This window comes from Pseudooceanicola atlanticus, from assembly GCF_000768315.1.
Taxonomy (GTDB): Bacteria; Pseudomonadota; Alphaproteobacteria; order Rhodobacterales; family Rhodobacteraceae; genus Pseudooceanicola; species Pseudooceanicola atlanticus.
In genome coordinates, this window is sequence record NZ_AQQX01000004.1 from 392,368 (window position 1) to 404,653 (window position 12,286).

Consider the following 12,286-nt stretch of genomic DNA (forward strand, 5'->3'; position numbering starts at 1 on the left):
TTGCGCCCCTGCGCCTTGGCGCGGGGGCGTTTTCATATCCTCAGCCTCCCCCACCCGCCCCCCGGACCGCACCGGCAAGCCATCGCCCACGATGCCTTTCCCGCGCAGCCCAAAACCGGACGCAAAGCCCAGATGACCAGACCTCACGGTTCCCAACCGAAAGCTCTCCAGCCATGCTGACCTTCACGATCCGCCGTCTGGTGCTTGCCGTCCCGACGCTCCTGTTCATCTCGCTGGTCATCTTCGGCCTGCTGCAACTGGCGCCGGGCGATCCCATGGCGCAGGTGCCGCTGACCGTCCCGCCCGAGGTGAAGGAGAAGATGCGCGAGGCGCTCGGCCTCGGCGATGCCTGGTACATCCAGTTCTGGAAATGGATCGTGCAGTTCTTCTGGGTCGAACCGCAGGTGCTGGTCGACTACGTCTTCGGCACCAGTTTCTCCGAAGACAAACTCCGCGTCCTGTCCTGGCAGACCCGTTCGCCGGTCATGGAAATCGTGATCCAGCGGATCCCACAGACGCTCTGGGTTGTCGGCACGGCCTACGTGGTCGCGGTGCTGATCGCCCTGCCCATCGGCATCTACTCCGCCTACAAGCAATATTCCGTCTTCGACAATATCGGGACGTTCATTTCGATGATCGGTTTCTCGGTCCCGCCCTTCTTCTCCGGCGTGCTGGTCATCGTGATCTTCTCGGTCATCCTGGGCTGGTTCCCGTCGATCTACGACACCACCCACCAGGTCACCGACTGGGACAGCTTTGTGGTGCAGCTGCGCCAGATGATCATGCCGGTCATGGTACTGGCGCTTCAGGTCACGGCCCAGATCGCGCGGTTCATGCGCGCCTCCACGCTCGACAACCTCAACCAGGATTACGTGCGCACGGCCCGCGCCAAGGGCCTGGGCGAACGCGTCGTCGTGCTGTCGCATGTTGTGCGCAACTCGATGATCCCCGTGGTCACGGTCATAGCGCTTGGCATCCCGCAGATATTCGGCGGCGCGATCATCACCGAACAGGTCTTCAAGGTGAACGGGATCGGCCAGCTGCTGATCACCGCGATCCAGGCCAATGACCTGCCGATGGTGCAGACGCTGACCTTCATCTTCGCCGTGCTGATCGTGCTCTTCAATCTGATCGCCGACGTGCTTTACGGCATCCTAGACCCGCGGATCCGCTATGACTGACAATTCGACACAGCAACCGCAGATCGAACCCGGCCCCGGAGAGGCGCAGGCCGCCGACATCCTTGTCGCGCCCATGCCCACCACCCCGCCGCGCAGCCAATGGGCCGAAGTCTGGAGCCAGTTCCGCCACCACAAGGGTGCCATGGTCGGCGCGGTCGTGTTCTTCCTCATCGTCGCCATTGTCTTCCTCGGCCCGTTCTTCTGGACGATCGAGGCGACCTATATCGACATCCGCGCCCGTAACCAGGGCCCGTCGCTCGCCCATCCCTTCGGTACGGATCAGCTGGGCCGGGACATGCTGGCCCGGATGATGGCCGGCGGTCAGGTCTCCATGTCCGTGGGGATCGTGGCCATGCTGCTGGCGCTGTTCCTCGGGTCGTTCGTCGGCGTGCTGGCGGGCTATTTCAAGGCGCTGGACAACCTGCTGATGCGGACGACGGACCTGTTCCTCGCCCTGCCACTGCTGCCGCTGCTGCTGGTCATGGTGATGCTGTTCCGCGATCCGCTGTCCAAGGCCTTCGGGCCTGAAACCGGCATCTTCATCCTGATCGTCGTGGCCATCGGCCTGACCTCCTGGATGCCGACCGCGCGGATCGTGCGCGGCGACGTGCTGGCCCTGAAGGAACGCGAATTCGTCCTGGCCGCGCGTTCGATCGGCACGACCAACGGGATGATGGTGATCCGCCACATCCTGCCCAACGTGATCTCGCCCATCGTGGTGTCTGCGACGCTGGGCATCGCCAACGCGATCATCACCGAAAGCGCGCTGTCCTTCCTGGGCCTCGGCTTCCCGCCCGACTTCCCGACCTGGGGCCGGTTGCTGTTCGACGCGGTCGACTACATGCAGCAGAACCCCGAACGGGTGATCCTGCCCGGCGTGGCGATCTCCCTGACCGTGCTGTCGGTGAACTACCTGGGCGACGGCCTGCGCGACGCGCTCGACCCGCGTATCCGCGGCCGCTGAGGGCCCGCTCGGAACATTCGGCGCAGGCCCCCTGTTGACCCCCAGAGGATCCGAAAGGGGGCCACGCCATGACCGACACGCTGAATTTCACCGAAACGCCTGCCAGGGACCGCGACCGCACGAAGGCGCGGCTCTACCGGATGGTGATGCCAGATCACCTCTGCCCTTTCGGGCTCAAGTCGAAATGGCTGCTGGAACACAAGGGCTACGAGGTCGAGGATCACCCCCTCACCACGCGCGAGGAAACCGACGCCTTCATGGACAAGCACGGGGTCGAAACCACGCCCCAGACCTTCATCGAAGGTCAGCGCATCGGTGGCTATGACGAGCTGCGGGCCTTCTTCGGACAGGCGCTGAAGGGCGAGGATGAAACCTCCTACCGTCCGGTCATCGCCATCTTCTCGGTCGCGTTCCTGATCGCCGCCGCGCTGATGCTGCGGGCGGGCAATATCGATCCGCTGTTCCTGCTGACCGGCTTCGTCGCGGTCGCGATGGTCCTGCTGGGCCTGCAGAAGCTGCAGGATGTCGAGGGCTTCTCGACCATGTTCCTCAACTACGACCTGCTGGCGCGGAAATGGGTGCCTTATGGCTACATCTACCCCTATGCCGAAACGCTGGCGGGGGTGCTGATGGTCGCGGGCCTGCTGCCCTGGCTGTCCGGCCCCCTGGCGCTCTTCATCGGGACGGTGGGCGCGGTGTCGGTCTTCAAGGCCGTCTACATCGACCGCAGGGAGTTGAAATGCGCCTGTGTCGGCGGCGGGTCGAACGTGCCGCTGGGCTTCGTGTCGCTGACCGAGAACCTCATGATGATGGGCATGGGCACCTGGACCATTCTTCAGGCGCTGCTCTGACAGCCCTGACTGGCCACTGAACCGTCAGCGCCGAGAAAAGACCGACGCAGTACCGACGTGATACCGACGCAATACCGACGTCCGTTCGGTGCATTAAAAAAGGCGGCCCGGGGGCCGCCTTTTCCATGTGTCGTGGTGGTCGCGATCAGTCGATCTTGGGCAGCAGGTTGCCGATCGAGTCCTTCGCGTCCCCGTAATACATCCGGGTGTTGTCCTTGTAGAACAGCGGGTTCTCGATCCCCGAATAGCCGGTGCCCTGCCCCCGCTTGGAGACGAAGACCTGCTTGGCTTTCCAGCATTCCAGAACCGGCATCCCCGCGATCGGAGAGTTCGGGTCTTCCTGCGCCGCCGGGTTCACGATGTCATTGGAACCAATGACAATTGCCACGTCGGTGTCGGGGAAATCGTCGTTGATTTCCTCCATTTCCAGCACGATGTCATAGGGCACCTTGGCCTCGGCCAGCAGCACGTTCATGTGCCCCGGCAGACGCCCGGCAACCGGGTGGATCGCAAAGCGCACTTCCTTGCCTGCCGCCCGCAGCTTGCGGGTCAGCTCGGCCACGTTCTGCTGGGCCTGGGCCACCGCCATGCCGTAGCCGGGGATGATGATGACGCTGTCGGCCTCCTTCAGGGCCTGCGCCACACCGTCCACGTCGATGGGCTTCTGTTCGCCTTCCACTTCCATCGCCGGACCCGCCGAGCCGCCGAAGCCGCCGAGGATCACGCTGATGAAGGACCGGTTCATGGCCTTGCACATGATGTAGGACAAGATCGCACCGGAGGAGCCCACCAGCGCGCCGACCACGATCAGAAGGTCATTGCCCAGCGAGAAGCCGATCGCCGCAGCCGCCCAGCCCGAATAGGAGTTGAGCATCGAGACAACCACCGGCATGTCCGCGCCGCCGATGCCCATGATCAGGTGATAGCCGATGAACAGCGCCATCACCGTCATCAGGGCCAGCGGGAAGAAGCCGCCGGTATTGGCGTACCAGAACAGGCAGATCACCGAAATGATCGCCGCAGCCGCGTTCAGCACGTGGCCACCGGGCAGCTTGGTCGCCGCGGAGGTCACCTTGCCGGCCAGCTTGCCATAGGCGATCACGGAGCCGGTGAAGGTCACCGCACCGATGAAGATGCCGAGGAACAGCTCGACCTTGAGGATGCCGATCTCGACCGCATCCTTCTTGGCCACCAGGGCAGCAAAGCCCTTGAGCGTTTCCTTGGCGGCCTCGTCCATCGCCAGGACGCGGACCAGTTCGATATGGGCGTTGAAGCCCACGAAGACCGCCGCCAGGCCGACCAGCGAGTGCATCGCCGCGACCAGCTGGGGCATCTCGGTCATCTGGACGCGCTTGGCGACCACGAAACCGATGGCCCCGCCCGCAACGACCAGCAGGATCGACAGGATCCAGAGGCCGGAGCCCGGGCCGATCAGGGTGGCGAAGACCGCCAACGCCATGCCCACGATGCCGTACCAGACGGCCCGTTTCGCGCTTTCCTGCCCCGAGAGACCGCCGAGCGAGAGGATGAAGAGGACAGCCGCGACCACGTAGGCCGCTGTCGTGAATCCGAAATCCATGTGTCCCTACTCCTTACGATTTCTGGAACATGGCGAGCATGCGCCGTGTCACGAGGAAGCCGCCGAAGATGTTGATCCCGGCCATGAAGACCGAAAGGGCGGCAAGGAGGATCACCAGCCACGAGCCCGAGCCGATCTGCATCAGCGCGCCCAGGATGATGATCGACGAGATCGCGTTGGTCACGGCCATCAGCGGGGTGTGCAGCGAATGCGACACGTTCCAGATGACCTGGAAGCCCACGAAGACCGCCAGCACGAAGACGATGAAGTGCTGCATGAAGCTGGCCGGCGCGACAAGGCCCGCCGCCAGGATCAGGATCGCACCGACAGACAGCAGTGTCACCTGTGTCTTGGTCTCTTTCTTGAAGGCCGCGATTTCCTGTTCCCGCTTTTCTTCGGGGGTCAGTTCCGGGGCCTTTTCCTTCTTCGGCTGGGCCGCGATCGCCGCGACTTTCGGCGGCGGCGGCGGCCAGGTGATCTCTCCCTTGTGGGTCACGGTCGCGCCGCGGATCACGTCGTCTTCCATGTCGTGGTTGACCACGCCGTCCTTCTCGGGCGTCAGGTCCGTCATCATGTGACGGATGTTCGTCGCGTAGAGCGAGGAGGACTGGGTCGCCATCCGGCTGGGGAAGTCGGTGTAGCCGATGATGGTCACGCCGTTATCGGTCACGACCTTCTCGTCGGGCACGGTGCCCTCGGCATTGCCGCCACGTTCCGCTGCTAGGTCGACGATGACCGATCCGGGCTTCATCGACTTGATCATATCCTCGAGCCACAGCTTGGGTGCCTCGCGGTTCGGGATCAGGGCGGTGGTGATGACGATGTCCATCTCGGGCGCAAGTTCCCGGAACTTGGCCAGCTGCGCCTCGCGGAATTCCGGCGAGGACACGGAGGCATAGCCGCCCGAAGCGGAGCCGTCCTGCTGTTCTTCCTCGAAATCCAGGTAGACGAATTCGGCGCCCATGGATTCGACCTGTTCCGCCACTTCGGGGCGCACGTCGAAGGCATAGGTCATCGCACCGAGGCTGGTGGACGTCCCGATGGCGGCCAGACCGGCCACACCGGCGCCCACGACCAGGACCTTGGCCGGGGGCACCTTGCCCGCGGCGGTCACCTGGCCGGTGAAGAACCGGCCGAAATTGTTGCCGGCCTCGATCACCGCGCGGTAGCCCGCGATATTGGCCATCGACGACAGCGCGTCCATCTTCTGGGCCCGGGAGATCCGCGGCACCATTTCCATCGCGATGACGGTGGCACCCTTGGACTTGGCCAGTTCCATGCCTTCTTCGTTCCCGGCCGGGTTGAAGAAGGAAATCAGCGTCTTGTCCGCGGTCAGGCGCTTCAGCTCGGTCTCTGTAGGCTGGCGCACCTTGGCGATGATGTCGACCTCTTTCCAGAGCGCGGCGGCGGTCTTGATGACCGTCACGCCTGCCTCTTCATAGGCCGCGTCGGAGAACCCGGCGAGCGATCCCGCCCCGGTTTCGACGTAACATTCATGGCCGAGCTTTTGGAGTTGCAGCGCCGAATCCGGCGTCATGGCAACCCTGGCCTCCCCTTCGAACACTTCTTTGGGCGTTCCGATTTTCACCTGTGTCGTCCCCCTTTATGAACAACTTGGTCAGTCTGATGTCGGAATTTTCCGACAGTTTGTATTCCGTTGTGCGCAATATTATTGCGCGGCATCATTGCCGATTTGCCCTTTCTGCGGCGCAGAGTCAAACCCATCGACGTGTCTTTTGGCAGTAGCGTGCGAATTCGGCACGGAATTTTCTGCGCAGCCCGTCCTCCTCGGGAATGATGAAACGCGTTTCGATCACCCAGATGAAAATCGGGATCAGGATCAAGGATAGCACGGCGTCCCAGTAAAGCACGAAACCGGTCAGGATCAGCGCGTCGCCGACATAGATCGGGTTGCGCGACCGGCTGAAGATGCCGGTTGTGACCAGGTGGTCCGCCTCCTGATGCGGAATGACCGTCGTGCGTTGACGGCGCATCTCGTAGATGGCCAGCGCCAGAAGCAGCAGCCCCGCCCCGACCAGCAGGCCGCCCAGGAAATCCATCCAGACCCCGCCCAGGCCAAGGCCCAAAGTCAGGAACCGTGACTGGCACCAGGCCAGGACCAACGCCCCCACCAGCCAGACCGGCGGCATATCCAGCCATTTCCACGCAGGCATTATCATTCCCCTGGACGACACCCGGCAGAGCCTATGGTGCCGGGGCCGGACGCTCAACCGGAAACCTGCGGTTTTGCCTGACGAGCGACAGGGTTGCGCTTTGACGGGCGCTCTCTATGGTCGGGCCGAAATCAAATCCGCAATGAGGGAGGAGCGGCCATGGATCTCAAGGGCAAACACGCGATCGTCACGGGTGGCGGCACCGGGATCGGCCTGGCCGTGGCCAAGGCCCTTGTCGCCGAGGGCGTCGAGGTCACCATCACCGGCCGCCGCCTGGAAGTGCTCAAGGAAGTGGCAGAACCGGGGATGCACCCGATGGTCATGGACGTGACCGACGAACAGCAGATCATCGACGCGACCCAGGCTGCCGTGGATGCCCGCGGCCCCATTCAGATCTGCGTGGCCAATGCCGGGATCGCCGAAGGCCGCAAGCTGCACAAGACCTCGTCCGAGTTCTGGCGCAAGATCATGGCCACCAACCTGGATGGCTGTTTCTACACGGTGCGTGAAAGCCTGAAATCCATGACCGACACGGATTACGGCCGGGTCATCGCGATCTCCTCCATCGCGGGGCTGCGCGGATCGGCGGGCGCCGGGGCCTATGCGGCCTCCAAGCACGGCGTGATCGGCATGATCCGCTCCTTCGCCGAGGACTTCCTTGGCAAGCCCTACACGTTCAACTCCATCTGCCCGGGCTATGTCGACACCCCCATCGTCACCCGCAACACCGACGCGATCTCTCAGCGTGCCGGGGTCAGCGAGGCCGAGGCGCGGGACATGATGGTCAGCCTGAACCGCCACAAGAAACTGATCCTGCCCGAGGAAATCGCCGCCACCGCGCTGTGGCTGTGCAATCCGGCCTGCGAAAGCGTCAACGGATCGGAAATCGCCATCGGCGGCGGCCAGATCTGACCCTGCAGCGTTGCGCGGCCTGTCAGGGTTTCAGGCTGCGCGCCATCAGACCCGCGAAGACGCCGACACGGTCCAGGTAATCCTGGAAACTGCGGGCGATGGTCTTCTGACCGAACTGGCCCGCGATAATCGCCTCGGCCACGGCTGCGGCATTGGCGTCGGGCAGCACGACCCGGCCCGCCGCGGCCTCTCCGTCGAGCCATTCGGTCCAGATCGCGGCGATCTTTGCATTGCCTTCTTCGGCCAGGCGCGCGGCCTCGCCCGATTTGATGGCCAGCATCTCCTCGCCATGTGGTGAGTCCAGCAGCATCTTGGCCAATGGCCCGACCCGCGCACAGCATCCCGCCATCACGGCCTCCTGCACCGGGCGGCCGGGGCGCAGCGCCTCGCGCAATTCCGCGGCCTCCATGTCGAAGAAGGCGACAACCCCGTGGGCGAGGATGTCATCCTTGTTGCGGAAATACTGGTAGAGCGCCGCACGCGACATGCCCGCCCCCCGCGCAATATCTTCCATCGAGGCGCGCTTGACCCCGTACATCGAGAAAACCTCGATCGCGGCGCTCAGGATACGACCCTGCTTTTCGTCAATGTTTGGAAAGATTTGCGCGTTCATGAAGACGATCTGACAGAATTCGCAAAATTTGTCAATTGACACACTGACAATTTGGCTTGATTTTGTCAGCATGTTAACGGGAGGCGATTCCATGGCCAATCTGACGATCAATGGTGAAACCCGGTATGTCGATCTGCCGGACGAGGTGCCCCTGCTCTGGGCCTTGCGGGACGGGCTGAACATGACCGGCACGAAATTCGGCTGCGGGGTCGCCGCCTGCGGCGCCTGCACCGTGCAGATCGACGGAGAGGCCGTGCGGTCCTGCCAGGTCGCCGTCGGCGATGTCTGGGGCGAGGTCACGACGATCGAAGGGATCGGCACGCCGGACAACCTGTCCGTGCTTCAGGCAGCGTGGGTCGACCACCAGGTCGCGCAATGCGGCTACTGCCAGTCGGGCCAGATCATGCAGGCCGCCGCGCTGCTGGCCGAGAACCCCTCCCCCAGCGATGCCGAAATCGACGATGCCATGTCCGGCAACCTGTGCCGCTGTGGCACCTATCCCCGCATTCGCGCCGCCATCCATGACGCCGCATCCAAGATGCAGGAGGCCTGATCCATGTCCCGTATCGGTAAGATCGCCCGCCGGACCTTCCTCATCGGGTCAGCCGCCATTGTCGGCGGCGTGGCCTTCGGGGTCTATGCCGCCCGCAAACCCGCGCCCAACCCGCTGCGCCCCGAAGAGGGCGAGGTGGCGCTGAACCCCTATGTCCTGATCGACGCCGACGGCGTGACGATCATCGTGCCCAAGGCCGAGATGGGACAGGGCGTGCAGACCACATGGGCCACGCTGGCCGCAGAAGAGCTGGATATCGCTCCCGCCGATCTGCGCATCGAACACGGGCCTCCGGGCAAGGCCTATTACAACCGCGGCATGGGCGGTCAGATCCTGCCGGTGCCGGAATACAAGCTGTCGGGCTGGCAGGAGGCGCTTGGCGAACAGCTGAGCGTGGCCGGCAAGCTGTTCAACATGCAGGTGACCGGCGGCTCGACCTCGACCGTCGACGGTTATGAAAAGATGCGCCATGCCGGGGCCTCTGCCCGCGAAACGCTGAAAGAGGCCGCGGCACAGCAACTGGGCGTGGCCCGGTCCACGCTGAAGACCGAAGGCGGCGCTGTAGTCGCCCCGGACGGCACGCGCCTGCCCTACCCCGAGCTGGCCCTGGCCGCGGCCGAGATCGACCCGATTGTCGCCGACCTGCGCCCGCGTGGCGATTGGCGCCTGCTGGGCCGCAGCCAGCCGCGCCACGACCAGGCGCCCAAGGCCACCGGCACGGCCGAGTTTTCCATCGACGTGCGCTTGGAGGGGATGAAATTCGCGGCCCTCAAGCGCAATCCCTATCAGGGCGGCGCGATGAACGGTTTCGATCCCGCAGACGCGCTGGCCATCCCCGGCGTCGAACAGGTCGTCGACCTGGGCGATGGTGTCGCCGTCGTGGCCAACAATTCCTGGTCCGCGATGCAGGGCGCCGAAGCGGTGGTATTCGACTGGGGCGCGGGCAATTATCCCGCCACCACGGACGCGATCTATGCCCGGTTCGAAGAAGCGCTGAAGGGCGATGCCAATTCGACCCTGCTGGATCAGGGCGACGCCGACACCCTGCCGCAGGGCGCGCAGGAGGTCAGCGCCGATTACCAGGTCCCCTACCTGTCGCATGCCCAGATGGAGCCCCTGTCGGCCACCGCGATCCATCACGGCGACCGGATGGAATTATGGTCGGGCAACCAGATCCCCATTCATTGCCGTGCCGCCGCGGCAGAGGAAGCCGGCCTGGATGAAATCGCGATCACCCTGCACACGACCCTGATGGGTGGTGGCTTCGGGCGGCGTGGCTTCACCGACTTCACCCGCTATGCCGCGCGCCTGGCCACGAAGATGCAGGGCACACCCGTGCAATTGCTGTGGTCGCGCGAAGAGGACATGACCCACGGCTATTACCGCCCCGGCGCCATCGCGAAGTTCCGCGGCGCGGTGCAGGACGGCAAGGCGGTGCTGGTCGACGGTCGGATCGCCGGGCAATCCGCCACGGCCAGCTTCATGAAGATCCTGCTGGGTATCGCGCCGGCAGGCCCCGACAAGATCCATGTCGAAGGCGCCTTCGACCAGCCTTACGCCATTCCCAATGCGCGCATTCGCGGTTACCTGGCCAAGTTCGACCTACCGGTCGGTCCCTGGCGGTCCGTTGGCGCGTCGATCAACGGGTTCATCTTCGACAGTTTCATCGACGAGATGGCCCATGCAGCGGGCGCCGACCCGCTGGATTTCCGCCTGCAGATGATGCGCGAGGAAGACCCGCGCTCTGCCGGGGTGCTGGAAGCGGTGCGCGATATTTCCGGCTGGACGGGCAAGACGCCTGAGGGTGTCGGACGCGGTGTCGGCTTCTGCTATTCCTTCGGCACGCCGGTGGCCGAGGTGATCGAGGTTCACCAGACCGAGGACGGCATCAAGCTGGCCAAGGCCTGGATCGCCGTTGATCCCGGCCTCGCCATCGACCCTGCCAATATCGAGGCGCAGATGTTCGGCGGCATGATGTTCGGCCTGTCGGCGGCGATGCACCAGCAGATCACCTTTGCGGATGGCGCGGCGGAACAGATGAACTTCTACGATTTCGACGCGGTGCGGATGAACACCGCGCCCGAGGTCGTGGAGGTCAAGATCATCGAAAGCGGCCACCGCGTCTCGGGTGTCGGCGAACCCGGCACCCCGCCGGCCGCCTCGGCGCTGGCCAATGCGCTGTTCGATCTGACCGGGCAACGCGCCCGCCGCCTGCCACTGGCAGACCAGTTCGACTTCGTGGTCTGACAGGCCACCGAAACGCGAAAGGGCCCCGATCTCGGGGCCCTTTTTCGTGCGGTTGCGACAGGTCTCAGGCCGTCCGGGCCAGCGGCACCGGTTGACGCCGGTCCATCCAGGCCCGCGCCGCATCGCCGAAGGCCGAGAATAGCGGCCGCGACACCGGGTCCTCTGCCGCGTTGTATTCCGGGTGCCATTGCACACTGAGCGTAAATCCGGGCGCATCCTTGATATAGGCCGCCTCTGCCGTGCCGTCCGGTGCGGTGCCGTCGATGATGAACCGCTCGCCTGCGCGGATCACGGCCTGACCGTGCAGCGTGTTCGTCATGACCTTGCGCGTGCCGTAGAGCCGATGGAACGGGCCGCCTTCGGAAAAGGTCACCTTGTGACGAAGGGCAAACTTCTCTTCGATCGTGCCCTCGGGCGGCATGCGGTGGTTCATCTTGCCCGGCAGATCGCGGATTTCCGGATGCAGGGCTGACCCCATGGCGACCGCGACCTCCTGGAACCCGCGGCAGATACCGAAGACCGGCTGGCCACGTTCCACGCAGGCCCGGACCAGCGGCAGGGTGATCGCATCGCGGGCGCGGTCGAACGTGCCGTGCGCTTCGGTCTCGTCCTCTCCGTATTCCTCGGGGTGAACGTTGGGACGCCCGCCGGTCAGCACGAAACCATCGAAGGTTTCCAGCAACTCGTCGACCGACACGAAACGTGGATCGGCCGGGATCAGCAGGGGCAGGCCATCAGTCACCTCTGCCACGGCGGCCGAGTTCATCACGCCGCCCGCATGGGTGCGATAGCTGTCATTGATGACGTGAAGATTGGATATGATGCCGATACGCGGTCTGGCCATGATCGTCCTGTCTGCTGTTTGTCAGGAAGATAAGACCAAACCAGCTGTCTGCATAGGTCCGTGGCTGTGCGCAGGTGCAGGGTCACCCCGCACAGCCTGTCAAATGTGCAGAAGCCCACGCAAAGCGGGCGTCGCCCTTATTCCATCGCTTCCACGGCGCCGGTGCGGCCGTCGATCTGCACTTCGGCGCCCGAGGGATCGTCCCCGCGCACGAAGGCGGTGAAGGTGATGGCTGCGCCCATCAGCCCCCCGAAGACGAGGGCGGCTAGAATCCCCCAGATCGGGGCGCGATGGCTGGCTGCCTGGCGTTCGACATTGGTTGTCGGTGCGGACATGGCTTTCTCCTTCAATTGCTCTTTGAAGGTAAA

General features: G+C 64.2%; 12 protein-coding genes. 6 read left to right on the plus strand and 6 right to left on the minus strand.

Translation table 11 applies throughout. The features are described 5' to 3' along the window. Positions 1-173 precede the first annotated feature (173 nt). From ATO9_RS12935 to ATO9_RS12945, 3 genes are all read left to right on the plus strand, one after another. Positions 174-1,181 carry an ABC transporter permease gene (locus tag ATO9_RS12935; RefSeq protein WP_043749505.1) on the plus strand — a complete coding sequence of 336 codons (1,008 nt, stop codon included), beginning with the start codon at positions 174-176 and terminating at the stop codon, positions 1,179-1,181. Further along, complete coding sequence (locus tag ATO9_RS12940) at positions 1,174-2,145, plus strand: ABC transporter permease (RefSeq protein ID WP_043749507.1); 972 nt, start codon at positions 1,174-1,176, stop codon at positions 2,143-2,145. Before ATO9_RS12935 ends, ATO9_RS12940 begins: the two co-directional genes overlap by 8 nt. A gap of 140 nt (positions 2,146-2,285) precedes the next feature. Then, positions 2,286-2,996, plus strand: coding sequence for a MauE/DoxX family redox-associated membrane protein (locus ATO9_RS12945; protein ID WP_156127867.1), 711 nt, complete (start codon positions 2,286-2,288; stop codon positions 2,994-2,996). Positions 2,997-3,141: 145 nt separating this feature from the next. Here the strand turns inward: ATO9_RS12945 and ATO9_RS12950 are convergent, their stop codons facing one another. From ATO9_RS12950 to ATO9_RS12960, 3 genes are all read right to left on the minus strand, one after another. After that, positions 3,142-4,575: an NAD(P)(+) transhydrogenase (Re/Si-specific) subunit beta gene (locus ATO9_RS12950; protein WP_043749512.1), complete on the minus strand. Its 1,434-nt coding sequence runs from the start codon at positions 4,573-4,575 to the stop codon at positions 3,142-3,144. A gap of 13 nt (positions 4,576-4,588) precedes the next feature. After that, on the minus strand, positions 4,589-6,163 hold the full coding sequence (locus ATO9_RS12955; protein WP_043749515.1) for a Re/Si-specific NAD(P)(+) transhydrogenase subunit alpha: 1,575 nt from the start codon (positions 6,161-6,163) through the stop codon (positions 4,589-4,591). 127 nt (positions 6,164-6,290) lie between these two features. After that, a complete protein-coding gene (locus ATO9_RS12960) occupies positions 6,291-6,749 on the minus strand; it encodes a methyltransferase family protein (protein WP_043749518.1) in 459 nt (152 codons plus the stop codon). A gap of 159 nt (positions 6,750-6,908) precedes the next feature. On the opposite strand from ATO9_RS12960, the gene ATO9_RS12965 reads away from it, so the two are divergent. Further along, positions 6,909-7,661 (plus strand): SDR family NAD(P)-dependent oxidoreductase, encoded by a 753-nt coding sequence (locus ATO9_RS12965; protein ID WP_043749520.1) that lies wholly within the window; start codon positions 6,909-6,911, stop codon positions 7,659-7,661. Positions 7,662-7,683: 22 nt separating this feature from the next. Here the strand turns inward: ATO9_RS12965 and ATO9_RS12970 are convergent, their stop codons facing one another. Beyond that, positions 7,684-8,274 carry a TetR/AcrR family transcriptional regulator gene (locus ATO9_RS12970; protein ID WP_162183073.1) on the minus strand — a complete coding sequence of 197 codons (591 nt, stop codon included), beginning with the start codon at positions 8,272-8,274 and terminating at the stop codon, positions 7,684-7,686. A 91-nt stretch (positions 8,275-8,365) separates the two neighbouring features. Between ATO9_RS12970 and ATO9_RS12975 the strand changes: the two genes are divergently transcribed. Both ATO9_RS12975 and ATO9_RS12980 read left to right on the plus strand, forming a co-directional pair. Next, positions 8,366-8,827: a (2Fe-2S)-binding protein gene (locus tag ATO9_RS12975; RefSeq protein WP_043749523.1), complete on the plus strand. Its 462-nt coding sequence runs from the start codon at positions 8,366-8,368 to the stop codon at positions 8,825-8,827. 3 nt (positions 8,828-8,830) lie between these two features. Next, positions 8,831-11,074 carry a xanthine dehydrogenase family protein molybdopterin-binding subunit gene (locus ATO9_RS12980; protein ID WP_043749525.1) on the plus strand — a complete coding sequence of 748 codons (2,244 nt, stop codon included), beginning with the start codon at positions 8,831-8,833 and terminating at the stop codon, positions 11,072-11,074. A gap of 64 nt (positions 11,075-11,138) precedes the next feature. Here ATO9_RS12980 and ATO9_RS12985 read toward each other — a convergent pair whose 3' ends face one another. Further along, positions 11,139-11,918, minus strand: a complete 780-nt coding sequence (locus tag ATO9_RS12985; protein ID WP_043749526.1) for a gamma-glutamyl-gamma-aminobutyrate hydrolase family protein — start codon at positions 11,916-11,918, stop codon at positions 11,139-11,141. 137 nt (positions 11,919-12,055) lie between these two features. After that, positions 12,056-12,253, minus strand: a complete 198-nt coding sequence (locus ATO9_RS12990) for a hypothetical protein (protein WP_043749529.1) — start codon at positions 12,251-12,253, stop codon at positions 12,056-12,058. Between the last annotated feature and the right edge of the window lie 33 nt (positions 12,254-12,286).